The sequence below is a fragment of the Actinomadura sediminis genome (assembly GCF_042675525.1).
Lineage (GTDB): Bacteria > Actinomycetota > Actinomycetes > Streptosporangiales > Streptosporangiaceae > Spirillospora > Spirillospora sediminis.
Window position 1 is genome coordinate 25,636 of the sequence record NZ_JBHTJA010000005.1, and the last position, 25,532, is coordinate 51,167.

At 72.9% G+C, this 25,532-nt stretch carries 25 protein-coding genes; 17 read left to right on the plus strand and 8 right to left on the minus strand.

The features are described 5' to 3' along the window. The first annotated feature begins 10 nt into the window (after positions 1-10). From ACFQ11_RS04710 to ACFQ11_RS04720, 3 genes are all read left to right on the plus strand, one after another. Positions 11-661, plus strand: a complete 651-nt coding sequence (locus ACFQ11_RS04710; RefSeq protein WP_378296557.1) for a GntR family transcriptional regulator — start codon at positions 11-13, stop codon at positions 659-661. Between the two features lie 149 nt (positions 662-810). Further along, positions 811-2,871 (plus strand): elongation factor G, encoded by a 2,061-nt coding sequence (fusA, locus tag ACFQ11_RS04715; protein ID WP_378296558.1) that lies wholly within the window; start codon positions 811-813, stop codon positions 2,869-2,871. Positions 2,872-3,021: 150 nt separating this feature from the next. Continuing rightward, a complete protein-coding gene (locus tag ACFQ11_RS04720; RefSeq protein WP_378296559.1) occupies positions 3,022-3,825 on the plus strand; it encodes a maleylpyruvate isomerase family mycothiol-dependent enzyme in 804 nt (267 codons plus the stop codon). On the opposite strand, the gene ACFQ11_RS04725 is transcribed toward ACFQ11_RS04720, so the two are convergent. Together ACFQ11_RS04725 and ACFQ11_RS04730 are read right to left on the minus strand one after the other, a co-directional pair. Then, complete coding sequence (locus tag ACFQ11_RS04725; protein ID WP_378296560.1) at positions 3,815-4,330, minus strand: nuclear transport factor 2 family protein; 516 nt, start codon at positions 4,328-4,330, stop codon at positions 3,815-3,817. The genes ACFQ11_RS04720 and ACFQ11_RS04725 overlap by 11 nt on opposite strands. After that, the gene (locus ACFQ11_RS04730) at positions 4,327-5,196 is read right to left on the minus strand and encodes a TIGR03619 family F420-dependent LLM class oxidoreductase (RefSeq protein ID WP_378296561.1); all 870 of its coding nucleotides are present in this window, start codon (positions 5,194-5,196) and stop codon (positions 4,327-4,329) included. The genes ACFQ11_RS04725 and ACFQ11_RS04730 overlap by 4 nt, the downstream gene beginning before the upstream one ends. A gap of 179 nt (positions 5,197-5,375) precedes the next feature. Between ACFQ11_RS04730 and ACFQ11_RS04735 the strand changes: the two genes are divergently transcribed. Next, positions 5,376-6,284 (plus strand): IclR family transcriptional regulator, encoded by a 909-nt coding sequence (locus ACFQ11_RS04735; protein WP_378296563.1) that lies wholly within the window; start codon positions 5,376-5,378, stop codon positions 6,282-6,284. Positions 6,285-6,301: 17 nt separating this feature from the next. On the opposite strand, the gene ACFQ11_RS04740 is transcribed toward ACFQ11_RS04735, so the two are convergent. Beyond that, positions 6,302-6,892 carry a flavin reductase family protein gene (locus ACFQ11_RS04740; protein WP_378296564.1) on the minus strand — a complete coding sequence of 197 codons (591 nt, stop codon included), beginning with the start codon at positions 6,890-6,892 and terminating at the stop codon, positions 6,302-6,304. Positions 6,893-7,103: 211 nt separating this feature from the next. Between ACFQ11_RS04740 and ACFQ11_RS04745 the strand changes: the two genes are divergently transcribed. From ACFQ11_RS04745 to ACFQ11_RS04805, 13 genes are all read left to right on the plus strand, one after another. Continuing rightward, positions 7,104-8,045 carry an alpha/beta fold hydrolase gene (locus tag ACFQ11_RS04745; protein WP_378296565.1) on the plus strand — a complete coding sequence of 314 codons (942 nt, stop codon included), beginning with the start codon at positions 7,104-7,106 and terminating at the stop codon, positions 8,043-8,045. Then, complete coding sequence (locus tag ACFQ11_RS04750) at positions 8,042-9,754, plus strand: FAD-binding protein (protein WP_378296566.1); 1,713 nt, start codon at positions 8,042-8,044, stop codon at positions 9,752-9,754. The genes ACFQ11_RS04745 and ACFQ11_RS04750 overlap by 4 nt, the downstream gene beginning before the upstream one ends. Then, entirely contained in the window at positions 9,751-10,779 is a 1,029-nt protein-coding gene (locus tag ACFQ11_RS04755; RefSeq protein ID WP_378296567.1) for a 2Fe-2S iron-sulfur cluster-binding protein, read from the plus strand. Before ACFQ11_RS04750 ends, ACFQ11_RS04755 begins: the two co-directional genes overlap by 4 nt. Positions 10,780-10,823: 44 nt before the next feature. After that, positions 10,824-12,008 (plus strand): acyl-CoA dehydrogenase family protein, encoded by a 1,185-nt coding sequence (locus tag ACFQ11_RS04760; protein WP_378296568.1) that lies wholly within the window; start codon positions 10,824-10,826, stop codon positions 12,006-12,008. A 133-nt stretch (positions 12,009-12,141) separates the two neighbouring features. Next, positions 12,142-13,059: a VOC family protein gene (locus ACFQ11_RS04765; RefSeq protein ID WP_378296570.1), complete on the plus strand. Its 918-nt coding sequence runs from the start codon at positions 12,142-12,144 to the stop codon at positions 13,057-13,059. Positions 13,060-13,063: 4 nt separating this feature from the next. Next, complete coding sequence (locus tag ACFQ11_RS04770; RefSeq protein ID WP_378296571.1) at positions 13,064-14,545, plus strand: FAD-dependent oxidoreductase; 1,482 nt, start codon at positions 13,064-13,066, stop codon at positions 14,543-14,545. Continuing rightward, positions 14,542-15,420: an LLM class F420-dependent oxidoreductase gene (locus tag ACFQ11_RS04775; RefSeq protein WP_378296572.1), complete on the plus strand. Its 879-nt coding sequence runs from the start codon at positions 14,542-14,544 to the stop codon at positions 15,418-15,420. The genes ACFQ11_RS04770 and ACFQ11_RS04775 overlap by 4 nt, the downstream gene beginning before the upstream one ends. Next, positions 15,417-15,875 (plus strand): nuclear transport factor 2 family protein, encoded by a 459-nt coding sequence (locus ACFQ11_RS04780; protein WP_378296573.1) that lies wholly within the window; start codon positions 15,417-15,419, stop codon positions 15,873-15,875. Before ACFQ11_RS04775 ends, ACFQ11_RS04780 begins: the two co-directional genes overlap by 4 nt. Before the next feature lie 275 nt (positions 15,876-16,150). Next, complete coding sequence (locus tag ACFQ11_RS04785) at positions 16,151-16,702, plus strand: hypothetical protein (RefSeq protein WP_378296574.1); 552 nt, start codon at positions 16,151-16,153, stop codon at positions 16,700-16,702. Positions 16,703-16,706: 4 nt separating this feature from the next. Then, on the plus strand, positions 16,707-17,588 hold the full coding sequence (locus ACFQ11_RS04790; protein ID WP_378296575.1) for a DUF4097 family beta strand repeat-containing protein: 882 nt from the start codon (positions 16,707-16,709) through the stop codon (positions 17,586-17,588). 587 nt (positions 17,589-18,175) lie between these two features. Further along, positions 18,176-19,117, plus strand: coding sequence for an ATP-binding cassette domain-containing protein (locus ACFQ11_RS04795; RefSeq protein WP_378296576.1), 942 nt, complete (start codon positions 18,176-18,178; stop codon positions 19,115-19,117). Further along, positions 19,114-19,905 (plus strand): ABC transporter permease, encoded by a 792-nt coding sequence (locus ACFQ11_RS04800; RefSeq protein WP_378296577.1) that lies wholly within the window; start codon positions 19,114-19,116, stop codon positions 19,903-19,905. Before ACFQ11_RS04795 ends, ACFQ11_RS04800 begins: the two co-directional genes overlap by 4 nt. A gap of 244 nt (positions 19,906-20,149) precedes the next feature. Then, positions 20,150-21,793 (plus strand): AMP-binding protein, encoded by a 1,644-nt coding sequence (locus tag ACFQ11_RS04805; protein WP_378296578.1) that lies wholly within the window; start codon positions 20,150-20,152, stop codon positions 21,791-21,793. A gap of 3 nt (positions 21,794-21,796) precedes the next feature. On the opposite strand, the gene ACFQ11_RS04810 is transcribed toward ACFQ11_RS04805, so the two are convergent. The 5 genes from ACFQ11_RS04810 to ACFQ11_RS04830 all read right to left on the minus strand — a co-directional run bounded on the left by ACFQ11_RS04810 (position 21,797) and on the right by ACFQ11_RS04830 (position 25,388). Next, positions 21,797-22,282 (minus strand): RICIN domain-containing protein, encoded by a 486-nt coding sequence (locus ACFQ11_RS04810; protein ID WP_378296579.1) that lies wholly within the window; start codon positions 22,280-22,282, stop codon positions 21,797-21,799. A gap of 110 nt (positions 22,283-22,392) precedes the next feature. Continuing rightward, positions 22,393-23,187 (minus strand): SDR family NAD(P)-dependent oxidoreductase, encoded by a 795-nt coding sequence (locus ACFQ11_RS04815; protein WP_378296580.1) that lies wholly within the window; start codon positions 23,185-23,187, stop codon positions 22,393-22,395. Beyond that, a complete protein-coding gene (locus ACFQ11_RS04820; RefSeq protein ID WP_378296582.1) occupies positions 23,184-23,996 on the minus strand; it encodes an SDR family NAD(P)-dependent oxidoreductase in 813 nt (270 codons plus the stop codon). The genes ACFQ11_RS04815 and ACFQ11_RS04820 overlap by 4 nt, the downstream gene beginning before the upstream one ends. Continuing rightward, a complete protein-coding gene (locus ACFQ11_RS04825) occupies positions 23,989-24,231 on the minus strand; it encodes a ferredoxin (RefSeq protein ID WP_378296583.1) in 243 nt (80 codons plus the stop codon). Before ACFQ11_RS04825 ends, ACFQ11_RS04820 begins: the two co-directional genes overlap by 8 nt. Then, positions 24,228-25,388 (minus strand): Rieske 2Fe-2S domain-containing protein, encoded by a 1,161-nt coding sequence (locus tag ACFQ11_RS04830; protein WP_378296584.1) that lies wholly within the window; start codon positions 25,386-25,388, stop codon positions 24,228-24,230. Before ACFQ11_RS04830 ends, ACFQ11_RS04825 begins: the two co-directional genes overlap by 4 nt. Between the last annotated feature and the right edge of the window lie 144 nt (positions 25,389-25,532).

Here is a 25,532-nt window from a genome sequence, read left to right on the forward strand (position 1 = left end):
TGGAGGGCCCGTGCCGGAGTCCCGCCCGCCCGTCCCGGTGGCCGCCCGCATCCGGGAGGCGATCCTCGCCGGCGAGTTCGTCCCGAACCAGCGGCTCATCGAGGCCGACCTGTCCGACCGGTTCGGGGCCGGGCGCGCCGCCGTGCGCGCCGCGCTGCTCGAGCTGGCCAACGAGGGGCTCATCGAGCGCGTCCAGAACCGCGGCGCCCGCGTCCGCGCCGTGTCCCTCGCCGAGGCCATCGAGATCACCGAGGTGCGCATGGTGCTCGAGGGACTGTGCGCCGCCAAGGCCGCCGAGCGCGCCACCGACGCCGACATCGCCGGCCTGCGCGAGATCGGCGCGGGCATGCGGGACGCCGTCGCGTCCGGCGACGTGTTCGGCTACTCGGACCTGAACCAGCGGCTGCACGCGCGCGTCCGCGAGATCAGCGGCCACGGGACGGCCTCCGACGTCCTCGAACGGCTCCGCGCGCAGAACGTCCGGCACCGGTTCCGGCTCGCCCTGCAACCCGGGCGCCCGCAGACGTCCCTGCCCGAGCATCTCGCGATCATCGAGGCCATCGCCGCCCGCGACCCCGCCGAAGCCGAACGGGCCGCGCGCGCCCACCTGGCGAGCGTCCTGGAGGCCCTTCCGCAGGTGCTGCCCGACGAAAGTCGCTGACAATTCCGGATTGCTCGGGCGCTTTGTGCGCCCGGGAAAATGCTTCGCTTTCCTCGCCTCCGTGCGGTTACGGTCACGGGGCCGCGATGCGGCGTATCCGCGTGCGCGGCAGGTCGTCGTTCCCGAGACCCGGAGGAGGGCAGATTTCGATGACCACGACGTTCCTGGGTGCGGCCGGTGTCCGCAACATCGGGATCATGGCCCACATCGACGCCGGGAAGACCACGACCGCCGAGCGCATCCTTTTCTACACCGGCGTCTCGCACCGCATCGGCGAAGTCCACCACGGCGCCGCCGCTCTCGATTTCCTGAAACAGGAACGCGAGCGCGGCATCACGATCGGCTCCGCCGCCACGACCTTCCACTGGTCCGTGGACGGCGCCGACCACACCGTCAACCTCATCGACACGCCCGGCCACGTCGACTTCATGATCGAGGTCGAACGGTGCCTGCGCGTCCTCGACGGGGCCGTCACCGTGTTCGACGGCGTCGCCGGGGTCGAACCGCAGTCGGAGACCGTGTGGCGGCAGGCCGACCGGTACCGCGTGCCCCGCGTCTGCTTCGTCAACAAGCTCGACCGCGCGGGCGCCGACCTCGCCCGCTGCGCGGACATGATCGCCGGGCGGCTCGGCGCCGTCCCGCTCGTCCTGCACCTGCCGATCGGCGCCGAGGCCGGGTTCACCGGCGTCGTCGACCTCGTCGAGCTCCGCGCCCACGTGTGGACGGACGTGGCGTACGAGGTCGTCCCCGTTCCGGACGCCCTCGCCGACGAGGCACACCGGTGGCGCGCACGGCTCGTCGACACGATCGCCGAGCACGACGACCGGTTCCTGGAGCAATACCTGGAGGGCGAACCGACGCACGGGCAGATGCACGCGGCGATACGCCGATTGACGATCCGGAAGGACGACGTGACCGTGACGCCCGTCCTCTGCGGAAGCGCGTTCAAGAACAAGGGCGTGCAGCCGCTGCTGGACGCGATCGTCCGGTACCTGCCGTCCCCCCTTGACGTGGACGGGGTCGCGGACGGGGTCGCGGACGGGGTCGTCGGCGAGGTGTCCGACGAGGCCCCGCTGTCCGCGCTCGTCTTCAAGATCACGAGCGACCGGCATCTCGGGCGGCTCGCGTACGTCCGCGTCTACACGGGGCGGCTCGAGTCCGGCGCCACGGTGCTCAACAGCGTCAAGGGCCGCCGGGAACGGATCGGCAAGGTCTACCGGGTGCACGCGGACGAGCGCCGCGAGATCGGCGCCGCCGGGGCGGGCGACATCGTCGCGGTCATGGGGCTCAAGCACACCACGACCGGCGAGACGCTCTGCGCGGAGGGGCACCCCGTCGTCCTGGAGTCCATGGACGTCCCCGAACCGGTCATCGAGGTCGCGATCGAGCCCCGCTCGGCCGCCGACACCGACCGGCTCGGCACCGCCGTCCGGCGGCTCGCCGAGGAGGACCCGTCCTTCCGCGTGCGCGCCGACGCCGGGACCGGCCAGACCGTCATCGGAGGGATGGGGGAGCTCCACCTGGAGATCCTCGTCGACCGCATGAAGGAGGAGTTCCGCGTCGAGGCGAGCGTCGGGCGGCCCCGCGTCGCCTACCGCGAGACCATCCGGCGCCCGGTCGCGGACGTCGAGCACCTGCACCGCAAGCAGACGGGAGGAAGGGGGCAGTACGCGAAGGTGAGGCTCTCCGTCGAACCCGTCGCGGACGGCTACGAGTTCGTCGACCGCGTCACCGGCGGCCGCGTCCCGAAGGAGTTCGTCCCCGCCGTGGACGCGGGCTGCCAGGAGGCGATGGGCGCGGGCGTCCTCGCGGGCCACGAGCTGACGGGCGTGCGCGTCACGCTCGTCGACGGCGACTTCCACGTCACCGACTCGTCCGAGACGGCGTTCAGGACGGCCGCCGCCCGCGCGTTCACCGAGGCGGTCCGGCGGGCCGCGCCCGTCCTGCTCGAACCGGTGATGTCCGTCGAGGTCACCACCCCCGACGAGCACATGGGCGCGGTCATCGGCGACCTCAACGCCCGCCGCGGCCGGGTCGAGGACACCCGCGGGCGCGGCGGCGCCCGGGTCGTCCGGGCCCTGGTGCCGCTGGCGGAGATGTTCGGCTACGTCGGCGACCTGCGCGGCATGACGTCCGGCCGCGGCGTCTTCACGATGGAGTTCGCCTCGTACGCCGAGGTCCCCGCGCACATCGCGGCCGGCCTCGCCTGACCCGCGCGTGAGGGCCCGCCCCGGGGCGGGCCCTCACGCCGGGGGCCGCCGGTCCCGGCCTCCGGCGCGGTGGCGCCGCAGGCCGGTGATCGTCGGCTTCCGCTCCTTCCCGTAGTGTGGCGGCGGAGTCGCATCACGGGAGGAATCGGGATGGACGAGGAAATGCGCACCAACACCGCCGCATGGGAGCAGACCGTGCGGTCGTCCCTCGAGCTGGCGGCGACGTTCGACGCCGCCGACTGGGACCGTCCGACCGAATGCCCGGGATGGACGGTCAAGGACCAGTTCTCCCACCTCGTCGGCATCGAACGGTCCCTGCTGGGCGACCCCGAACCGCCGATCGACGTGCCCGAGTTCGACCACGTCCGCAACGACTTCGGCCAGGCCCTCGAGGTCGCCGTGCACGCGCGCCGGGACGTCCCCGGCCCCGAGGTCGCCGCCGAACTCGCCGCCGCCCTCGACCGCCGCCTCGCCCAGCTCCCCACGATCGACCCCGACCAGGCCACCTTCCTCCCGAACGGCAAGGAGGGAAGCTACAAGCGGTTCATGGCGTTCCGCGCGATGGACTGCTGGACGCACGAGCAGGACGTGCGGCGCGCGGTCGGACGTCCGGGCAACCTCGACGCCCCCGCCGCGCACTGCCTGTGGAGCATCCTCGGCCCCGGCCTGCCCATCGTGGTCGCGCGCCGCGCGAAGGCCGGGCCCGGCACGTCCGTCCTCTTCACGATCACCGGCCCGCCGTCCTTCCGCTCGGCGATCACCGTCGACCCCGAGGGCCGGGCCGTCCCCGCCGACCCCGAGCCCGCCGAGTTCACCGCCGAGCTCGCCATGGACCTCGAGACCTACGTCCGGCTCGCCGCCGGCCGCTGCACCGCGGACTCCGTCACCGTCGAGACGAACGGCGACAAGGACCTCGCCACCCGGATCCTCGCCACCATGGCCCTCACTCCCTGACCCCCGGCCGCCGCTCCGGGAAGGCGGACGCGAGGAGGCCGGGGGACTCCGCGCGGCCGTCGAGGACGCGGTTGGTGCGGGTGACGGCGCGCCAGCCGGCCGGGGTGCGGCGGAGGGTCCACCGGTTCGCGGTGGCGCGGCGCAGCACGAAGCCGTCCGGCGTGTTCACGATCATGAGGGTGTAGCCGACGGCGACGGCCTCGTCGCCGGTGACGGTGACGTGCGGCGGGCCGACGACGTGGGCGCACCCGCCGTCGATCCAGCGGCGGTGGTTCGCCGACCGGACCATCGCCTCGATCTCCGCTCGCCCGCGCATGAGGAGTTCGTCGACGTCGTAGACGCCGTCGTCGTCCCAGAGCGCGGCGACCTCGGGCGCGCGGCCGCTGTCGACGAGGGGGCCGTAGGCCAGGATCAGCCGGGTGATCTCGCGTTCGTCCTCCAAGGCGCGCAGCCGGGACTCGAGCGCGGCGAGGCGGTCGTCCCCTCCGGGGCGGGGCTCGGTCATCGGACGTCTCCGAAGGTCAGGCCGCAGTCGAGTTCGCGCAGGGCGGCGAGCTGCTCGCGGTAGTGGTCGGGGGAGCCGGAGACGAGGCGGACGCCCGCGACGGTCGCGCCCGCGTCCCGCAGGCGGCGCAGGGCGGCGGCGGTGGCGTCCGGGTCCGCCGCCGGGTCGAGGGGACGGGACGGGGCGAGGACGACGTCGAAGCCCGCGGGGACGTCGGCGTCGGCGAGCATCTTCGCGAGGTCGTCCAGGGAGAGGCCGAACGGGACCCAGCCGTCGGCGTTCAGCGCCCGGCGGAGGGACCGGGCGGTGCGGCCGCCGATCCAGATGGGAACGTGCTCCTGGACGGCGTGCGGTTCGACCACGAAGCCCGAGAAGTCGTAGTGCGTGCCGTGATACTCGGGCGTGCGCCGGGACAGGGACGCCTGGAGCGCGGCCAGCGCGTCGTCTGCGCGCGCGCCGCGACCGCTGAAGGGCGCGTCGAGGAGGTCGAACTCCTCCTGCAGGCTTCCCACGCCCAGGCCGAGGGTGAGGCGGCCGCCGCTGACCGTGTCGAGCGTGCCGTAGCGCTTCGCGATCTCCAAGGGGTGGTGGTAGCCGAGCACCAGGACCTGGGTGGCGAGGCGGATCCGGGCGGTGCGGGCGGCGAGGTAGCCGAACGTGGCGAGGGGGTCCCAGTAGACGCCGCCGCGCTGCTCGGCCGCCGCGGCGGGGACGGCGACGTGCTCGCTGCAGGTGACGTGGTGGTAGCCGAGGCGGTCGGCGGTCTCGACGATCCGGGCGATCTCGCCGATGCCCGCGTTCCGCTCCCACGCGGCGTGCCCGGGCGGCGGCTGGGCCACCACGGGCGTGACGATGCCGACGCGCATCGCAGGGCTCCCTTCGGTAGGAAAACGTTCTAGTTTCGGGGCGGCTGCGGCCCCCGACCTGCCCGTGGTTCTACACGATTGCCTGACCTGCTCTTACGCGACCCCTTCCGTTGTCACCCAGCGCTTGCTACATTCCATCTAACAAGAATTCATTTCAGTCTTGTGCCCTGGGAGGTGCGATGGCCGAGCTCATGGCGCCCGGGCGGCGGGAGACGCCGCCGTCGATGGTCGAGCGGATGACCCTGATCCTGGACGCGTTCAACGGCCCGTCCGCCCGCCTGACCTTGGAGGACGTCGCGCGCCGTACCCGGCTGCCGCGCTCGACGGCCCACCGGATCCTCGACCAGCTCGTCCGGCAGCGCTGGCTGTCGCACCACTCGTACGGGTACGGGCTCGGGCAGCGCGCGCTCGGGCTGGGCGGCCGGGACGGCGGGCACGGCAAGATCCGGGAGGCGGCGGCGCCGCTGCTGCACGAGCTGCAGGTCACCACCGGCCTGGTCGCGCACCTGGCCGTGCTGGACGGCGCCGAGGTCTTCTACCTGGACAAGCTCGGCGGGCGCCTCGCCACGTCCGTGCCGTCGCGGGTCGGCGGCCGGGCCCCGGCGCACTCCACCGCGCTCGGCAAGGCGATGCTGGCGTGGCTGGAGCCCGAGCAGGTCGACGCGCTGCTCGGCCCGGAGATCACCCGGCTGACCAGCCGCACCATCGGCGAGCTGGGCACGCTGCACCAGGAGCTGCACCGGATCCGGCAGCGGCGCGGGCTGGCGTTCGAGCGCGGCGAGTCGTTCCCCGGCATCGCCTGCGTGGCCGCCGCGATCCGCGGCGCCGAGGGCCCGGTCGCGGGGATCTCGCTGGTCGGGGACGTCCGCGCGCCACTGGAGAACGTCGCGCCGCTCGTCGTCACCGCGGCCCGCGAGGCGTCCCAGGTGCTGTTCCCCGGCTCGGCCCCCGCCCGGCACGAGAGCACCGGCCGGGGCACGGCCCGCGCCCGCAGGCCCGCGGCCGACCGTCCGTCCGACCGGGAGTGCTGGTCCGCCGAGACGATGAACCGGCTGCTGGCCGTGGACGGCCGCGGCGACTGGATGTGACGCGGGCGGGGGCGGCGTCACATCCATCCCCACTGGCCGCCCCACCACGCGTCGGGCGCGTCGAGCGCGCCCGGCGTCTCCGGCTCGTCCACGCCGAACCGGCTGCGGAAGAAGATCATCGGACGGTCGAGCCGGTCCTCGGGACGCTCCACCGCGAGCACCCGGCCGATCACCACGTCGTGGTCGCCGGCGCGGTGCACGTCCCGCACCTCCGCGTGCACGCCCAGCAGGACGCCCCGCAGCGCGGGCGTGCCCCACGGCGACACGTCCCAGTCGAGGTCCTCGAACTTGCGGCCCCGGCTGGACCCGAACCGCTGGCAGAGGTCGCGCTGGTCCTCGCCGAGCACGTTGACGCAGAACCGCCCGGCGGCGCGGATCCGCGGCCAGGACCGGCCGCGCCGGTCGGCGCAGAACAGGATCAGCGGGGGTTCCAGGGAGACCGACGTGAACGACTGGCAGGCGAACCCGATCGGCTCGCCGCCGTCGATCGCGGTGACGACGGTGACGCCGGTGGCGAACTCCGCCATCGCCCGCCTGAACTCGGCGGGGTCCGGCTCGGCTGCGGGCTCGGTGTGCGGCGGCGTGGTGAGCGCTGGTTCGGCTGGCATCGATGCACCTCGGATCGTCGCTGGACTGATTCGGAACGTAAGCGCCGTACGGCGCCCCGCGCGCGGGCGATCCCGTTGAGCGGAACGGTGCCCGGCCCGGGCGGCGCGGGGCGGCGCGGGCCGGGATGTCCCGCTGATCGGGATCGGGGGCGGTGCCGTCGAGGCGCGCGGGCATACGTTCCGGACAAGCCCCCTGAAGGACTGAGAGGCCATGCCGACGGAGCTGACGTACGACGCGACGCTGCGGGAACTCGCCACCGACCAGGGCGTCCTGCGCTACCACGAGGCCGGCGACGGCCCGCCCCTGCTGCTGCTGCACGGCTCGGGCCCGGGCGTCACGGGCTGGCGCAACTTCCGCGACAACCTGCCGCTGTTCTCCGAGTACTTCCGCTGCCTCGTCCTCGAGTTCCCGGGCTTCGGGGTGAGCGACCCGACGGACCAGCACCCGATGATGGCGGCGCCCGGCGCGGTGATCCGGTTCCTGGACGGCCTGGGCCTCGACCGCGTCGACGTCATCGGCAACTCGATGGGCGGCATCGTCGGGACGAACGTCGCGCTCGCGCACCCGGACCGGGTGGGGAGCCTCGTGACGATCGGCGGCATCGGCCGGAACATCTTCAGCCCGTCGCCCGGCGAGGGCATCAACCTGCTGATGGAGTTCACCGACGACCCCACCCGCGAGGCGCTCGTCCAGTGGCTGCACTCGATGGTGTACGACCCGCGGCTGGTGACCGAGGAGCTCATCGAGGAGCGGTGGAAGCAGGCCACCGACCCCGACACGCTGGCCGCCGCGCGGCGCATGTACGGCAAGGCCGCGATGGCCGCGACCTTCAAGGCGCAGGCGCAGTCGGACCAGCCCCCGTACTGGGCGATGCTGCACAAGCTCAAGGCCCGCACCCTCATCACCTGGGGCCGGGACGACCGCGTCAGCCCCGTCGACATGGCCCTGGTGCCGATGCGGACGATCCCGGACGTGCAGGTCAACATCTTCCCGAACTGCGGACACTGGGTGATGATCGAGCAAAAGGAAGCCTGGGAGAACGCGGTGCTGGCGTTCCTCACCCGCACCGTCCCCGCCCGCCCCGTAGACGGGGGCACTGTCGGCGGGGGCACCGTCGACGGGCGCACCGCCGGTGAGCGGGGGCGGGCATGAGCGCGGCGGCGAACGGGTCCGGCGCCTGGGACCACGAGTACGACCTCGTCATCGTCGGCAGCGGCGGCGGCGGGATGGCCGCCGCGCTGACCGCGCACGAGGAGGGCCTGAGCGTCCTCATCGTGGAGAAGGGCAAGAAGTTCGGCGGCAGCACCGCGCTGTCCGGCGGCGGCATCTGGATCCCCAACAACCCGACGCTTCGCGCGCGCGGCCACGACGACAGCCGCGAGTCGATCCGCCGCTACCTCGACCTGCTCACCGAGGGCCGCGTTCCCGCCGCCCGCCTCGACGCCTACGTCGACCACGGCCCGGCGGCGATGGAACTGATCTGCAAGAGCAAGTGGATGCGGTTCTTCTGGACGAAGGGCTACGCCGACTACCACCCCGAGCTGGAGGGCGGACGGCCGCTGGGCCGGTCCATCGAGGCGAAGCCGTTCGACACCCGCAAGCTCGGCGAGGACGAGAAGTACCAGCGGCCGAACAACATGAAGGGCCCGCTGGGCCTGTGGATCACCGCGAAGGACTACCACGACCTCGCGATGGCGAAGCGGACGTGGGCGGGCCGCCGGGCGTCGATGGTCGCGGCGTGGCGCGTGTCGTCCAACCTGATCCGCCGCCGCCACATGTCGACGGGCGGGCGCGCGCTCGTCGCCCGGATGCGGATGGCGCTCAAGGACGCCGGCATCCCCCTCTGGCTCAAGACGAAGATGACAGACATCGTCACGGACGAGGACGGCACGGTCACCGGGATCGTCGTCGAGCGCGACGGCGAGACGCTGCGGCTGCGCGGGCGGCGGGGCGTCCTGCTGGCCACCGGCGGGTTCGACCACAACCGGGAGATGCGCGAGAAGTACCTGCCGGAGGGCGGCAAGGAAGACTTCGCGATGGGCGCGCGGGAGAACACCGGCGACGGCATCCGGCTCGGCGAGCGGCTCGGCGCCGCCCTGGACTTCATGGACGACGCCTGGTGGATGCCCGCCGTGCGGCACCCGGCCGGGGCCGTGATCCCGCTGGTGTCCGAGCGGGCGATCCCGCGGATGGTCATCGTGTCCGCCGAGGGCAAGCGGTTCACGAACGAGGCGTCGCCGTACGTGAACTTCGTCCACGACCAGCTCGCGGGCGGGCACGTCCCGTGCTGGTTCGTCATGGACGCGAAGACACGGGCGCGCTACCCGTTCGCGCAGATCCTCCCGGGGGCGCCCATCCCCAAGGCGTTCTACGACCAGGGCATCGTGTTCAAGGCCGACACCCTGGACGACCTCGCGAAGCAGATAGGCGTCCCGGCGGACGCGCTGAACGAGACCGTCGCGAAGTTCAACGAGTACGCGCGCGCGGGCAAGGACCCGGAGTTCGGCCGGGGCGAGAGCGCCTACGACCAGTACTACGGCGACCCGAACCTGAAGAACCCGAACCTCGATGTCATCGAGTCCGCGCCCTACTACGCGTTCCGGCTCGAGGTCGGCGACCTGGGCACCAAGGGCGGGCTGGTGTGCGACGAGCACAGCCGCGTCCTGCGCGCGGACGGCTCGGTGATCGGCGGCCTGTACGCGACGGGCAACACGTCCGCGTCGGTGATGGGCAACGAGTACGCGGGGCCGGGCGCCACGATCGGCCCGTCCATCGTGTTCGGCTACATCGCCGCGCGGCACGCCGCCGGACGGGCCGAGGCCGGGGCGGGGGCGGCCGCCGCGGAGGCGGAGCGGGCATGACGGGACTGAAGGCGCGGGTCGTCGAGGTCGTCCGCGAGACGGCCGAGGCGCACTCGCTCGTCCTGGAACCGGCCGACGGCGACCGCGACCGGTTCCGGTACAAGCCCGGGCAGTTCCTGACCGTCCGGGTCCCCGCGCCGGACGGCTGGGCGGCGCGCTGCTACTCGCTGTGCAGCTCGCCGGTCACCGACGACCGGCTCAAGGTGACGGTGAAGCGCGTCGCGGGCGGGCTCGGCTCGAACTGGATCTGCGACAACGTCACCGCGGGCGACGTCCTGGAGGTGCTGCGCCCGTCCGGCACGTTCACGCCGGCCTCGCTGGACGCGGACCTGCTGCTCCTCGCGGGCGGCAGCGGCATCACCCCGGTCATGTCGATCCTGAAGTCGTGCCTGGCCGGGGGCTCGGGATCGGTCGTCCTCGTCTACGCGAACCGGGACGAGCGGTCCGTCATCTTCGCGGACGAACTGCGGGAGCTCGCGGCGGAGCACGGCGAGCGGCTCACGGTCGTCCACTGGCTGGAGTCGGTGCAGGGCCTCCCCACCGAGTCGGGCCTTCGCGCACTGGCGCGCGCGCACACCCACCGTGACGCGTTCGTGTGCGGGCCCGGCGCGTTCATGGACCTCGCGGCGGCGGCGCTCACCGGCCTCGGCATGAACGTCCACGTCGAGCGGTTCTTCTCGCTCGCCGCCGACCCGTTCGAGACGCCGGAGGGCCCGGACCCGGCGGCGGACGACGGCGACGCGGGCGAGCCCGGCGAGATCGAGGTCGAGCTCGACGGGGAGACCCGCACGCTGCCCTGGCCCCGCTCCGAACTGCTCCTCGACGTGCTCCTGCGCGCCGGGGTCGACGCCCCGTACTCGTGCCGCGAGGGCTCGTGCGCCGCGTGCGCCTGCGTCGTCCTGGAGGGCGAGGCGGTCATGGACGCCAACACCGTCCTCGACGAGCGGGACCTCGCCGACGGGCTCATCCTCGCCTGCCAGGCGCGGCCGGCCGGCGACCGGCTCAAGATCACATACGACGGCTGACCGCGGCGCCCCGGCACCGCGCACGACACGACGGGAGACAGGCGATGACGAACCGCGTCCTCGACACGATCATGGAACGGGCGGAGGAACTGCGCGAGCTGGGCCCCGTCAACGAGAACCTCGGGCGGCTCGACGACAAGGCCGCCAAGGTGCTGCGCGACGCCGGCGCGATCCGGATGCTCCAGCCCGCGGCGCACGGCGGGCTGGAGGTCCACCCCCGCGAGTTCGCCGAGACCGTCATGGGCATCGCCGCGCTGGACGGCTCGTCCGGCTGGTGCGCGGGCATCGTCGGCGTCCACCCGTGGGAGATGGCCTACGCGGACCCGAAGGTGCGCGAGGAGATCTGGGGCGAGGACCCCAACACGTGGATCGCGTCCCCGTACGCGCCCATGGGCGTGGCCCGCCCTGTGGACGGCGGGTACGTCTTCAGCGGCCGCTGGCAGTTCTCCTCCGGCACCGACCACTGCGACTGGATCTTCCTCGGCGGCATGCTCGGCGACACCGAGGGCAGGCCCGTGCAGCCGCCCCGAATGCTGCACCTGATCCTGCCGCGCTCCGACTACGAGATCGTCGAGGACTCCTGGAACGTCGCCGGGCTCAAGGGCACCGGCAGCAAGGACGTCATCGTCCGCGACGCGTTCGTCCCGGACTACCGCGTCCTCGAGTTCGACAAGGTCATCGACGGGTCCGCGCCGCGCGAGGCCGGGCTGACCAACCCGTCCTACCTCATGCCGTTCTCCTGCGTCTTCCCGCTCGGCATCACCTCCGCCGTCATCGGCATCTGCGAGGGCGCCCTGTACCACCACCTCGACTACCAGCGCGGACGCGTCCAGATCACCGGCACGAAGATCAAGGACGACCCGTACGTGCTGTACGCGATCAGCGAGGCCGCCGAGGAGATCAAGGCGTCCCGAACGGCGCTCCTCGACAACGTCTCCCGCGTCCACGACAAGGTCGCGGCCGGTAAGGAGATCGGCTTCGCCGAGCGCGCCGCCGGCCGCCGCACCCAGGTCCGGGCCGCGTGGCGGGCCGTGCAGGCGATGAACGAGATCGTCGTCCGGTCCGGCGGCAACGCGATGCGCACCGACAACCCGATCCAGCGGTTCTGGCGGGACGCCCACGTCGGCCTCGCGCACGCCATCCACGTCCCCGGCGCCGTCTACCACGTGTCCGCGCTCACCGACCTGGACATCGAGCCCCCGCAGGGCCCGATGCGCTCGATGATCTGAGCGTCCGGCACGGCTTCTCACTCAGCGGGAAGGCCCGGCGCGCACGAGCGCTCGCTTTGACACGTTGGCCGTGGCGGCCGGGAACGGCCGCGCACGGCCGACCCGGGCCGCGACTTCGAAGGGATCGAGGACAGTGACGCACATCCGTGGGCTCGGATATCTCAAGGTCCAGACGCGGCACATCGAGCGGTGGCGCGAGCTGACGATCGACGCGCTCGGATTCGCCGAGGGCACCGGCCCGGACCCGGACGGCCTGTACCTGCGCATGGACGAGCGCAGGCACCGCCTCGCCGTCCTGCCGGGCGACACCGACCGGGTCCTCGCGATCGGCTGGGAGGTCCGCGACCAGTTCGCGCTCGCCGCCGTCCGCGAGGACGTCGAGAAGGCCGGGGTCGAGGTCGACGAACTGTCCCTGCGCGAGTGCGCCGACCGGGGCGCCGAGCAGGTCATCGCGTTCCGCGACCCCGGCGGCACCCCCGTCGAGGTCTTCTTCGGGCCGATCCTGGACCACTCGCCCGTCCGCACCGGGCAGGCCCAGAAGTTCGTCACCGGCGCGCAGGGCATGGGCCACGTCGTCCTGCCCACGCCGCGGCAGCCCGACGCGGTGAAGTTCTACACCGAGGTCCTCGGGTTCCTGCCGCGCGGCGCCTTCAACGCCAGCCCCGACCCGGAGGCGCCGATGCGGATCCGGTTCATGGGCGTCAACCAGCGCCACCACAGCCTCGCCATCGCCCCCGCGCCGCACGACGGCGACCCCGGCCTCGTCCACCTGATGGTGGAGGTCGACACCCTCGACGCGGTCGGCCGGGCGCTCGACAACGTGACGAAGCACGGCTTCTCCATCTCCTCCACCCTCGGCCGCCACACCAACGACCAGATGGTGTCGTTCTACGTGCGCGCCCCCGGCGGCTGGGACATCGAGTACGGCTGCGAAGGCATGCTCGTCGACGAGACCTACTACACCGCCGAAGAGATCACCGCCGACAGCTACTGGGGCCACGACTGGTCCGGCTCCGAGCCGCTCGCCGCCTTCGTCCCGCCGGGGAAGTGACCGGATGACCCAGCGTTCCTCCGTGGAGCCCGTCGCCGCCGCCCGGATCGGCGGCGACGGCTTCGACCACGAATGCGACGTCCTCGTCGTCGGCTTCGGCTGCGCGGGCGCCGCGGCCGCGTTCGAGGCGGCCCGCGCGGGCGCGGACGTCCTCGTCCTGGAGCGGGCGAGCGGCCCCGGCGGCTCGTCCGCGCAGTCCGGCGGCGAGCTGTACCTCGGCGGCGGCACCGAGCTCCAGAAGGCGTGCGGCTTCGACGACACGCCGGACGACATGTACGCCTTCCTGGAGGCGGCCCTCGGCCCGCACGCCGACACCGCCAAGCTCCGGTTGTACTGCGACGAGAGCGTCGAGCACTTCGAGTGGTTCCGCGCGCGCGGCGTCCCGTTCAACCCGACCCTCTACCCGTCGCCAGTCTGGATGCCGATGACCGAGGACGGGCTCATGTGGCTGGGGGAGAACGCCTGGCCGTACAACACGCTCGCCAAGCCCGCCCCCCGCGGCCACCGCCCCGCCGCGCCCGGGTTCGCCGGCGGGCTCCTCATGGAGAAGCTCGCCGCCGCCGCCACCGAGGCGGGCGCCGTGACGCACACCGACACCCAGGCCGCCGCGCTCGTCACGGACGGCGGACGCGTCGCGGGCGTCGTCGCCCGCAAGTACGGGCGGGAGGTCGTCTACCGCGCCCGCGAGGCCGTCGTGATCACCACGGGCGGGTTCGTGGACAACGAGGAGATGCTCGCCGACCACGCCCCCCTCCTGCTCGGGCACGGCAAGGTCAGCGACGGCCTCGACGACGGCTCCGGCATCCGGATGGCCACCGCCGCGGGCGCCGCCGTCCGCCGCATGTCCGTCGTCGAGATCGCGCTCACCGCGCTGCCCGCGTTCGTCAACCGCGGGATGCTCGTCGACGGCCTCGGCCGCCGGTTCATCAACGAGGACGTCTACCCCGGCCACTACAGCGTCCACGCCGTCCGGCACCAGCCCGGCCCCTACTGGACGATCATCGACGAGGAGGGGTTCGAGAGCGTCCCCGAGGCCGACCGGTGGGGCCTGCAGCCCGCCCACGCGGCCGAGACCCTCGCCGAACTGGAGCAGGAACTCGGCATGCCCGCCGGGTCCCTGGAGGCCACGGTCGAGACCTACAACCGGCACGCCGAGAAGGGCGAGGACCCCCTTTTCCACAAGGACCCGAAGTGGCTGCGGCCGCTCAAACCGCCGTTCGCCGCGATCGACCCCCGCGCGGGGTTCTTCAACGCCGGCGGCGGCAAGGGCACCGGCGCCTCCGGGTTCACCCTCGGCGGCCTGCACACCACCGTCGACGGCGAGGTCCTGAACAACTCGGGCGTCCCGGTCCCCGGCCTGTACGCCGCGGGACGCGCGTCCTCCGGCATGCACGGCGAGGGCTACATCAGCGGGACGTCCCTGGGCGACGGCACCTTCTTCGGGCGCCGCGCCGGGCGCGCCGCCGCGGGAGAGGGGCGGCCGTGAAGTACGCCGTCCTGGCGCCCGTCGCCGCCGGCGTCACCGCGGACCCCGCCTGGATCGGCCCCTGGGCGGAGCACGCGGAGGCCTGCGGGTTCGAGTCCATCGTCGCCGTCGAGCACGCCGCCGTCGCCAGCCGCTACGACAGCGTCTACCCGTACGCCGAGTCCGGGAAGATGGAGCTCGCCGACGACCTGGACATCCCCGACCCGCTGGACCTCCTCGCGCACCTGGCGGGCCGCACGTCCCGGATCGGGCTCGCCACGGGCGTCCTCGTCCTGCCGAACCACCACCCGGTCGTCCTCGCCAAGCGCCTCGCCACGATCGACGCCCTCTCCGCCGGACGGCTCCGCATCGCCGTCGGCATGGGCTGGATGCGGGAGGAGATCGAGGCGTGCGGCGCCGACTTCGACACCCGCGGGCGCCGCGCGGACGAACAGATCGCCGTCCTGCGCGCGCTCTGGGCCGACACCGCACCCGAAGGCGCCACCCACGACGGCGAGTTCTTCCAGTTCCGCAACTTGATGAGCTATCCGAAGCCCGTCCAGGACGGCATCCCGATCCACATCGGCGGCCACAGCAAGGCGGCGGCCCGCCGCGCGGGCCGCCTAGGGCAGGGCCTGCAGCCCTTGGGCGTCGCGGGAGACGAACTGCGGGCGCTGATCAAGCTGATGCGCGAAGAAGCCGAACGGACCGGCCGTGACCCGGACGCCCTGCAGCTGACCCTCGGTCACAGCCTGGCCAAGGTCACACCGGAAAAGGCGCAGCGGCTCGCCGACCAGGGCGCCGACCGTCTCGTCCTCAGCCCGGTCCCCACCGGCGACCTCGACGAGGCCAGGGACGAACTGTCGGCCTGCGCCGAACGCCTCGGCCTTTCATGACCGTCCTCACGGCGGGCGACCGGATCGAGCTGCGAGATCTGGTCGCCCGCTACGCGCTGCACGCCGACCGCCGCGACCTCGACGCCCTCGCGGCCCTCTTCGTCCCCGGCGCGACGCTCGTCCTGCCCGACCCGCCGGCCGACCTCGGCCCCGTCCGCGCGCACACCGGACGCGACGCGATCGTCCGGGCCCTCTCGACGCTGCGGGCCGTCCCCGTCACGTCCCATGAACTCGCGGGCGAGGTGTTCGACTCGGGAGGCGAACCCGACACGGCGTCCGGGCACGTCACGTGCGTCGCCCACCACGTCACCGAACACGACGGCCGGCTCACCGACCTCGCCTGGCACCTGCACTACACCGACGCGTACACCCGCCGGGACGGCACGTGGCGCATCGCCCGCCGGTCCTTGCAGATCGACTGGATCGAGACCCGCCCCGTCCGGAAGCACCGCTGACGTCACGATGCAGTCGCACGTGACGTCACCGGCGCGTCAGCGGGCATCTCGCCACACCGACGCCACCGAGGCAGCAGAAATCGAACACGTCGGCAACCGGCCGCGACATCACTGACGTCATCGAGCCATCAAGCCCCTGACCAGGGCATTGGCATCATCCACAAGTCGCAGAACGTGCGGACGCCGAGGAACGGTGGGCGGTGGCAACGCCCTGACGCCATCTCGCCGCAGTGATCGACTTGACATGACGTCACCTATGACGCCACCATGACGTCATGGATATCGCGATGTACGTCGACAGCCTTCGGCGCGAACTCGCGGTCGCGGCCGAGGCCGGGGGTGACGACGCCCGCGCCTTGGCGGAGCGGCTCACCTCGCCGCTGGAGGCCGCGGTCCGCCTCGTCCTGCTGGAGGCGCTGTCGGACGCGGCCGACGAGATCACCCGGGACCTGGCGCCCGGCTCGGTCGAGGTCCGGCTGCGCGGCCGCGATCCCGACTTCGTGGTGACGCCGCCGCCCGCGGAGCCCGCGCCCGCGGAGGCGCCGCCCGGCGGCCTGCGGCAGGCGCTGGCCGGCGCCATCGAGGTCTCGATGGGCGTCCGGGCCCCGGTGCCCGAGCCGGAGGAGAGCGGCGGCACCTCGCGGATCACGCTCCGCCTGCCCGAGCACCTCAAGCCGCGGATCGAGGAGGCGGCCGGCCGGATGGGCCTGTCGGTCAACGCCTGGCTCGTCCGGGCGGTGACCGCCGCCCTCGACCCCGGCGGGCCTCCGCAGGACAGGGGCGAGGGACGGCCGATCGGCCGCAACTACACCGGATGGGTGCGCTGACGAGATGCAGACCAGTTCCAAGGGACACGAGAAGAACGTCCACGTGTACACGTTCGACACCCCCGACGAGATCGCCGCCGCCGTCGAGACCGCGGGCGGCCTCGTGCGGTTCCGCGCCGCGGACCGCGCCGACACCGTCGTGGACGTGCGGCCCAGCGACCCCGCACGGGAGTTCGACGTCCAGGCGGCCGAGGAGACCCGCGTCGAGTTCGAGGCGGGACGGCTCTCGGTCAAGACCCCGCGCTACACGGTCCGCTCGCTCGTCGGCAGCCCGCCGTCGGTCGAGGTCACCATCGACCTGCCCACCGGGTCGCACGTCGAGGCCAAGAGCGGCGGACACTTCCGCGCCGAAGGCCGGCTCGGCGACACCGACCTCGACACCGCGGCCGGTTTCGTCCGGCTCCAGGAGACCGGACGCCTGAAGGTGCGCGCCGCCGCCGGGGAGATCTCCGTCCAGCGCGCGTCCGGCCACATCGAGGTGGTGTCCGCCGCCGCGAAGATCCGGCTCGGCGAGATCACCGGCACCGCGTCGGTGAAGGCGTCCAACGGCGACATCACCATCGGCGATGTCGCGGGCGACGCGCGTCTCGTCAACGCGAACGGCGACGTCCTGATCGGCCGGTCCCGCGCCGAACTCCACGCGAAGACCGCGCACGGCAGCGTCCGGATCGGCGAGGCGGTCAGCGGGAGCGCCACGCTGGAAACCGGCTTCGGCGAGGTGGAGGTCGGCGTCCCCGAGGGCACCGCGGCCTGGCTGGAGGTGAGCTCCGACTACGGCAACGTGCGGAGCGAACTGGAAGCCGCCGACGACCCCGGCGGAGCCGCCGAGATGGTCGAGATCCGCGCCCGCACCCGCTTCGCCGACATCCTCGTCCGCCGAGCCTGACCACCCCGCACCCCACCCCGGCGCTCCACCAGCGCCCCCACCGACCTGCCCAAAACCACCAACACAACGCCCCAGTCCCACCCACGCCCTCTCTGAGCCGACCGACCGCCCCAACCCGGCCGACCCGACCGGCCGACACCATCGGCCGCGTTCATCGGCCGACACCATCGGCCGCGTCCATCGGCCGTACCCATCGGCCGGGCCTATCGGCCGGGCCTATCGGCCGGGCCTATCGGCCGGGCCTATCGGCCGGGCCTATCGGCCGACCCCATCGGCCGACCCCATCGGCCGACCCCATCGGCCGACCCCATCGGCCGACCCCATCGGCCGAGGCCCGCCGGCTGAGCTGAGCAGCCGGGCTCACCGACCGCGCTCACCGACCGCGCTCACCGGCCGCGCTCAGTCGGGGGCCTCATCGGCCGGGGTCACTGCTCGCCCTCATCGGTCGGGCTCATCGGCCGACATCAGTCACTGAGAACAACAGCACCGACCGGCAGGTGCCGGGAACGGCGTGATGCGTTCGTTCCGGGCCGCCTGTGGGTCTCGTGCCGACCTCCTGTACCTCCATTCGAACACGGAGAGTAACCATGACACAACCGGCCATCGCGGTCACCGGACTGCGCAAGGCGTACGGAGACAAGGTCGTGCTCGACGGCATCGACCTGCGGGTCGCCAGAGGGACGATCTTCTCGCTGCTCGGGCCGAACGGGGCGGGGAAGACGACCATGGTCAAGATCCTGTCGACGCTGCTCGCCGCGGACGGCGGCGAGATGCGGGTCGCGGGACACGGTCCGGCCCGGGACGCCGATGCCGTGCGCGCGGCGATCGGCGTCACCGGCCAGTACTCGGCGGTGGACAACCTGCTGACCGGGCGGGAGAACCTCGCCCTGATGGGCGACCTGCACCATCTCGGCCGGAGGGCGTCCCGGCGCCGCGCCGACGAGCTGCTGGAGCGGTTCGACCTGGTCGAAGCGGGCCGGAAACCGGCGAGCGCCTACTCCGGCGGGATGCGGCGCAGGCTCGATCTCGCGATGACCCTGGTGGGGGACCCGGAAGTCATCTTCCTGGACGAGCCCACCACCGGCCTGGACCCCCGCAGCCGCCGCACCATGTGGAAGACCATCCGGGACCTCGTGGCGGGCGGCGTGACGATCTTCCTCACCACCCAGTACCTGGAGGAGGCCGACCAGCTCGCCGACCGGATCGCGGTCCTCGACGGCGGGCGGCTGATCGCGGAGGGCACCGCCGACGAGCTCAAGCGCCTCATCCCCGGCGGCCACATCCTGCTGCGGTTCACCGACCCGGCCGCCGTCTCCACCGCCGTCCACGCCCTGGCCGACGCCGCCCTCGGCGAGGACGGCCTGTCCCTGCGGGTGCCGAGCGACGGCGGCGTCCGCTCGATGCGGGACCTGTTCGCCCGCCTCGACGACCTGTCCATCGACGTCGCGGAGATGTCCGTGCACACCCCCGATCTCGACGACGTCTTCCTCACCCTGACCGGCCGGAACGACTTGGAGCCCCAGCGTTGAACACCGTGGCCCACTCCCTTCCCGACTCGGCGACGATGCTGCGCCGCCAGCTGCGGCGGATGCTGCGCTACCCGTCGATGACCTTGATGCTCATCGGCATGCCGGTGGTCTTCCTCCTGCTGTTCGTCTACGTCTTCGGCGCCACCCTCGGCGACGGCATCGGCGGCGGCTCCGGCGGCCGCGGCGCCTACGTCGACTACGTGGCGCCCGGCATCATCCTGATGGCGATGGCCGCCGCCGCGCAGGGCACCGCCGTCTCGGTCGCCATGGACATGACCGAGGGCATCATCGACCGCTTCCGCACCATGGCGATCTGGCGCCCGTCGGTGCTCACCGGGCACGTCATCGCCAGCGTCGTCCAAGCCCTCCTGGGCATCGTGGTCGTCGTCGGCGTCGCCCTCGCGATCGGCTTCCGGCCGGACGCGTCCCCGGTCGAGTGGTTCGCCGCGGCGGGCCTGGTCACCGGGTTCGCACTCGCCCTCACCTGGCTGTCCGTGGGGCTGGGCCTCGCCGCCAGGACCGTGGAGAGCGCCAGCAACTCCCCGATGATCCTGATGCTCCTGCCGTTCTTCGGCAGCGGCTTCGTCCCGACCGACACGATGCCCGCCGCGCTGCGCTGGTTCGCCGAGTACCAGCCCTTTACGCCCCTCACCGAGACCCTGCGCGGCCTCCTCATGGGCGACGCGATCGGCGACAGCGCCGTCCAGGCCGCCGCCTGGTGCGTCGGCATCACGGTCTTCGGCTACGTCTGGTCGAAGTACCGCTTCAACCGCCCCACCTCCCGCTGACCACCCCGGCCACGGGGACGCCCCGCCGCCGCGCGGGGCGTTCCCGCGGCCGACGCCGACGTGCCTCCGCGAAGCGCCGCTGCGCTTTTCGCGGGGGTGGAACGGATTCGGGGGGTTGGGGCGTGTGGCACGGGCGCCGGCGAGGGGGGCCGGTCCCGCTGAGCGGGATCGGCCGGCGCCGCGCCCGGGCGTCCTGGCCGACCCTGCGTAGACGCACCGGCGCGGCCGGGCGGGGAGGAGGAGCATGGCCGAGGACACGGTGGCGGGCGCGGTGCTGGGCGACGACCGCCCGGCGGACGACCCGACGTTCGCGGCGCTGGTCGCGGCGCGCGGCGCGGACGACCGGGCGGGCCTGTCGTTCGAGGACCGCACGTGGACGTGGCGCGAGGTCGTCGCCGAGGCGCGGCTGCGGGCGGGACTCGTCCGCGACCTGGCGGGGCCGGGCCCGGGTCCGTGGCATGTGGGGCTGTTCCTGGAGAACGGCCCCGAGCACCTGTTCTGGCTGCTCGGCGCCGCGCTCGCCGGTGTCCCGGTGGTGGAGCCGAACCCGACCCGCCGCGGCGCCGAACTCGCCCGCGACATCGCGCACACCGACTGCGGCGCGATCGTCACCGAATCGGCCCGCGTTCCCCTCCTGGACGACCTGCCCGCCGACCCGGGCGTGCCCGTGCTCGTCGTCGACCGCGGCGACCACGCCGAGCGGGTCGCGCGCGCGAAGCCGCTCGACGGCGTCCCCGGGGACGATCCGGCGCGGGTGTTCTGCCTGGTCTTCACGTCCGGGACGACGTCCGCGCCGAAGGCCGTGGTGTGCAGCCAGGGGCGGCTCGGGCGGATCGCCGTCCAGCAGGCGGCGCGGCGGAACCTCGGGCGCGACGACGTGTTCTACGTCGCGATGCCGATGTTCCACTCGAACGCGCTGATGGCGGGCGTCGCCCCGGCGGTCGCGACCGGCGGCCGGCTGGTGCTGCGGCGCCGGTTCTCCGCGTCCGGGTTCCTGCCGGACGTCCGCCGGTACGGCGTCACGTTCTTCAACTACGTCGGCAAGCCGCTCAGCTACATCCTGGCGACCCCGGAGAAGCCGGACGACGCGGACAACCCGCTGCGGATCGCGTTCGGCAACGAGGCGGCGGAGCGCGACATCGAGGCGTTCGCCGCGCGGTTCGGCTGCACGGTCATCGACGCGTACGGGTCGAGCGAGGGCGAGATCCGCATCGGCCGCGTCCCCGGGACGCCGCCGGGGTCGCTCGGCGTCGCCGAGGAGGGCGTGATCGTCGTCGATCCGGAGACGCTGCGCGAGTGCCCGCGCGCCGAGTTCGACGAGCACGGCCGCCTGACGAACGCCGCCGACGCCGTCGGCGAGATCGTCGACACGCGGGGCGCCGCGAGGTTCGAGGGCTACTACCGGAACCCGGAGGCCACGGCGAAGCGCGTCCGCAACGGGTGGGTGTGGTCGGGCGACCTCGCCTACCGCGACGCCGACGGCTACTGGTACTTCGCCGGGCGCGGCGACGACTGGCTCCGCGTGGACGGCGAGAACTTCGCCGCCGCGCCGCTGGAGCGGCTCCTCGCCCGGTTCGACGCGTTCGCCGACGTCGCCGTGTACGCCGTCCCGGACGAGCGGGTCGGCGACCAGGTGATGGCGGCGGTGACGCTCGCGCCCGGCCGCCGGTTCGACCCGGAGGCGTTCGCCGCGTTCCTGGCGGGGCAGCCCGACCTCGGCACCAAGCAGGCGCCCCGGTACGTGCGCGTGCTGGCGGAACTGCCCCGCACCCCGACGAACAAGGTCGTCAAGCGGCCGCTGCGGGACGCGGCGTGGAACACCGGCGACCCGGTGTACGTGCGCCGGTCGGGTGCGTTCGTCCGGCTGGAGGCGTCCGCGACCGGGTGACGGTCAGTTCCCGGCGGGCTCGAACGTCCAGAGCTGGTGGCCGTGGTCGGGCCGCTCCGGCACCAGGTGGGCGTACTCCTCGTCCTCGTGCCAGGTGAGGAGCTGCCCGTCGCTCGCGAGCGAGATCAGGTAGCGGCCGTCGCCCGCGTGCGTCGCGTACCAGAGCGTCGGCTCCTTCTCGCAGGAGCGGATCGCGAGGTTGCGCGGCCGCACGTCCCGGCGGGAGACGCCCAGGCAGTCGTCCGGAGCCGCGCGGATGATCTGGACGCCGTCCGACATGAGCCGGAGGCGCCAGACCGTGCCGCACGGCCCGACGGTGGCGCGAGCGTCGGCCGCCGCGGGGCCGTTCAGGCAGCGGCCGCCGTGGTCCGTCATGATCCGGTACTCGCCCGGCGGATAGGGCTCGGCGTGCGCCGCGGGCCCGGACGGGACGAGCGCGACGGCGCCCCCGAGCAGCGCGGACAGGGCGATGGGCAGGCGGAAACGCATGGTGACACCTCCGGATTTGAACTGCTGATCACCATGAATCACACCCCGGAGTGACCTTGACTGTCAATACGCTCAGTCGTCAACCGATCACCCTGCGTACGCGTCGTGCGTTACCCGCCGGACGCCGCCGGGAGCATCCGCTTCATCGCCTCGTGCGCGCCCGCGACCTTCGCGGCGCGCGGGAACCCGCTGCGCTTCTGCGCGGCCTCGTAGTTGCCGCCCGCGACCCGGACCGGCCCGTCGCCGAGGTGCTCGAGGCCCTCGCGGGCGACGTCGTCCGGATCGGCGACGTTCAGGCCCGGGATGTCCATGTTGAGGCCCGCGCGTTCCATCGCGGGCGTCCGGGTGACGCCGAGCACCAGCTCGAGGACGTCCACGCCGTGCTCGCGCAGCTCCAGCCACAGGCCCTCGGCGAACACCCGCCCGAACGCCTTGACCGCCGAGTACACGCTGATCTGCGCCTGCCCCATGTACCCGGCGAGCGACCCCACCAGCAGGATGCCGCCGCGGCCCCGCTCCTTCATCGGCGCCGCGAAGTGGTGGGTCAGCGCGAGCTGCGCGGTGATGTTGAGGTCGATGACGTCCTGGAACCGGTCGAGGTCGCCGGTGACGAACTCGTGCCCGTAACTGTTCGCGCCCGCGTTGAAGATCAGCAGCCCGACCTCGATGTCGTCGGTGACCTCCCGCACCGCCTTCAGCGGCTCCGGGGCGACGAGGTCGAGTTCGAGCGTCCGGACCTGCACGCCCTTCGCCCGGACGGACGCGGCGGTCTCGGCGAGCGGGCCGGGCTTGCGGGCGATGAGCACGAGGTTGACGCCCGCGTCGGCCAGCCGGTGCGCGAACGCCGCGCCCACGCCCTCCGAGCCGCCCGCGACGACGGCCCACGGCCCGTACTTGTCGATCATCCTTCTCCGTCCAGATCGGGGGCCCAGGCGACCCCGTTGATGTGCGAACCGCCGTCCGCGAACAGCGTGTTGCCGGTCAGGTAGCGGGCGTCCTCGCTGGCGAGGAACAACGCGACCGGCGCGATGTCGTCCTCCGGGTCGCCGAGCCGGCCCATCGGGTTGGCGGCGTCGGCGGCGGCCTCGATCTCCGGGTGCTCCGCGGAGATCCGGCGGAACGCGGCGCTCTTGGCGCCCGGGCAGATCGCGTTGACGACGACGCCCGTCGGCGCCCACTCGCGCGCCGCGGTCCGGGTCAGCGTCCGGAGCGCCTCCTTCGCGGAGTTGTACTCCAGCGTGCCCATGTGCGCGTTCACGCCGTTCAGCGAGCACATGTTGATCACCCGGCCCCAGCCGCGCGCCTTCATGTGCGGGAACGCGGCCCGCATCGCCCACAGCGGCCCGTAGTAGCCCATCGCGAACCCCCGCGCGAGCTGCTCGTCCGTCTTGTGCTCGACGCGCCCGACGGTGCCCGCGCCCCACGCGTTGTTCACCAGGACGTCCACCGCGCCCCACGTGTCGACGGCCGTCGCGATCATCGCCTCGACCTGCGCCCTCACCGTCACGTCGGTGTGGACGAAGCGGGCTTCGGCGCCGAACTCGTCCGCGAGCGCGGCGGCGACCCGCGCGCCGGCGCCGGCGTCCAGGTCGGCGACCAGGACGCGCGCGCCCTCGGCGGCGAACCGCCGCGCGACGCCCCGGCCGATGCCGTCCCCGGCGCCCGTCACGACCGCGACGCGCCCGGCCAGCCTGCCGTGCGCGGGGTCAGTCATCGAGGACCGTGATGTCGCCGGTGAGCGCGGCCTCCTGGATCGCCGAACGCAGCGCCGGGCACGTCCCGTGCTCGTCCTCGTCCAGGCCGGTGCACGCGGCGCGCGCCTCCGCCGTCCACTGGATGCTGGTCTGCTCCCAGCTGGCCTTGCGCGCCAGCACCTCGGCGGCGCAGCGGCGGCAGCGGACGGGACGCAGCGGCGCCCCGTCCAGCCGCTCGTCGGACCGCACCGTCACGCCGTGGCCTCCGCCGCGTCCAGGCGGGCGAGGTTCTCCTCGACCTCCTTCTTCCACGACTCGACCGGGCGGGTGGTGTCGATCTCGTACTCGAACCGGTCGGTCATCTCGGGCTTGACGTCGGCGACGTCCACGTAGAACTGCTCGTACCAGCGGCGGAGCTGGTAGACCGGGCCGTCCTCCTCGCACAGCAGCGGGTTGTCGATGCGGGTCTTGTTCTTCCAGATCTCGACGTCCTGCTGGAAGCCGGTCAGGATGAAGGACGACAGCTTCTCCGCGGTCGCCTCGGCGGCCGCGGGCGGCAGCGCGTCGCTGTGCTGGACGATGATCCCCGAGTGCAGCGAGAACGAGTTCTCGTCGATCGGGTAGTGGCAGTTGATCAGGATCGACTTCAGGTCGTAGCCGTCGTAGTGGTACGTCAGCTCGTCGATCATGAATGAGGGTCCGTGGTAGGTCGCGACGGAGGTGTTGCCGAGCATCCGCGGCCCGCCGCCTCCACTGCTCCCCTCGCGCTCCCGCCGGGAGTCCTCCCGGGTGACGCCCTTCATGATCTGCGTGGCCGTGTGGCCCTCGAAGACGTTCTTGAAGTACGTCGGGAACGACTGGTGGATGTAGAAGAAGTGCGCCATGTCGACGACGTTGTCGATGACCTCCCGCGCGTTCGTGTGGACGGTCTGTTCCGTCCAGCGCCAGTCGGTCCAGTCGTCGCGGGTCGCGCCCTCGATGACGGGGATCGTGACGTCCTCCGGCGGCTGCTTGCCCTCCGGGTCGTTCCACACGAACAGGAGCTGGTCCTGCTCCATGGTCGGCCAGGCGGCCGTGCGCGCGCGCAGCGGCACCCGACGCGAGTACGGGATGCCCTTGCAGCGGCCGTCGCCGCCCCAGCGCCAGTCGTGGAAGGGGCACGCGATCGTGTTGCCCTTGACGGTGCCCTGGGACAGGTCCCCGCCCATGTGGCGGCAGTAGCCGTCCAGCACGTTGATCTTGCCGTCCTCGCCCATGAACACGACGAGCTTCTGGCCGAACCCGTTGATCGTGTGCGGCTTGCCGTCCTTGAACTTCTCGGCGAGGCCCAGGCAGTGCCATCCTCGGGCGAACCGGCTGGAAATCGCCTCGGCCTCGATGCGGCGGATCGCGTCCGACTCGGCAGCGGTCACGGTGGATCATCCCTTCGGCTATGGACGAGATGATTCGCACGCTATGTCGCAGGTCACGCCGTCCGGGGCCGTGTCCCGCTGGCCGGGACGTCTCCGCCCGCCCGTCCGGCCCCCCGTGGTGTCCTGCACGAACCGGACGAGGAG

Excerpts from the sequence above, each read along its gene's own strand:
- ACFQ11_RS04815 (WP_378296580.1), bottom strand. The coding sequence starts at position 23,187 with ATGATCGACAAGTACGGGCCGTGGGCCGTCGTCGCGGGCGGCTCGGAG.
- ACFQ11_RS04810 (WP_378296579.1), bottom strand. The coding sequence starts at position 22,282 with ATGCGTTTCCGCCTGCCCATCGCCCTGTCCGCGCTGCTCGGGGGCGCC.
- ACFQ11_RS04730 (WP_378296561.1), bottom strand. The coding sequence starts at position 5,196 with ATGCGCGTCGGCATCGTCACGCCCGTGGTGGCCCAGCCGCCGCCCGGG.
- ACFQ11_RS04820 (WP_378296582.1), bottom strand. The coding sequence starts at position 23,996 with ATGACTGACCCCGCGCACGGCAGGCTGGCCGGGCGCGTCGCGGTCGTG.
- ACFQ11_RS04750 (WP_378296566.1), top strand. The coding sequence starts at position 8,042 with ATGAGCGCGGCGGCGAACGGGTCCGGCGCCTGGGACCACGAGTACGAC.
- ACFQ11_RS04745 (WP_378296565.1), top strand. The coding sequence starts at position 7,104 with ATGCCGACGGAGCTGACGTACGACGCGACGCTGCGGGAACTCGCCACC.
- ACFQ11_RS04795 (WP_378296576.1), top strand. The coding sequence starts at position 18,176 with ATGACACAACCGGCCATCGCGGTCACCGGACTGCGCAAGGCGTACGGA.
- ACFQ11_RS04735 (WP_378296563.1), top strand. The coding sequence starts at position 5,376 with ATGGCCGAGCTCATGGCGCCCGGGCGGCGGGAGACGCCGCCGTCGATG.
- ACFQ11_RS04785 (WP_378296574.1), top strand. The coding sequence starts at position 16,151 with ATGGATATCGCGATGTACGTCGACAGCCTTCGGCGCGAACTCGCGGTC.
- ACFQ11_RS04780 (WP_378296573.1), top strand. The coding sequence starts at position 15,417 with ATGACCGTCCTCACGGCGGGCGACCGGATCGAGCTGCGAGATCTGGTC.
- ACFQ11_RS04725 (WP_378296560.1), bottom strand. The coding sequence starts at position 4,330 with ATGACCGAGCCCCGCCCCGGAGGGGACGACCGCCTCGCCGCGCTCGAG.
- ACFQ11_RS04770 (WP_378296571.1), top strand. The coding sequence starts at position 13,064 with ATGACCCAGCGTTCCTCCGTGGAGCCCGTCGCCGCCGCCCGGATCGGC.
- ACFQ11_RS04740 (WP_378296564.1), bottom strand. The coding sequence starts at position 6,892 with ATGCCAGCCGAACCAGCGCTCACCACGCCGCCGCACACCGAGCCCGCA.
- ACFQ11_RS04790 (WP_378296575.1), top strand. The coding sequence starts at position 16,707 with ATGCAGACCAGTTCCAAGGGACACGAGAAGAACGTCCACGTGTACACG.
- ACFQ11_RS04805 (WP_378296578.1), top strand. The coding sequence starts at position 20,150 with ATGGCCGAGGACACGGTGGCGGGCGCGGTGCTGGGCGACGACCGCCCG.
- fusA (WP_378296558.1), top strand. The coding sequence starts at position 811 with ATGACCACGACGTTCCTGGGTGCGGCCGGTGTCCGCAACATCGGGATC.
- ACFQ11_RS04720 (WP_378296559.1), top strand. The coding sequence starts at position 3,022 with ATGGACGAGGAAATGCGCACCAACACCGCCGCATGGGAGCAGACCGTG.
- ACFQ11_RS04760 (WP_378296568.1), top strand. The coding sequence starts at position 10,824 with ATGACGAACCGCGTCCTCGACACGATCATGGAACGGGCGGAGGAACTG.
- ACFQ11_RS04755 (WP_378296567.1), top strand. The coding sequence starts at position 9,751 with ATGACGGGACTGAAGGCGCGGGTCGTCGAGGTCGTCCGCGAGACGGCC.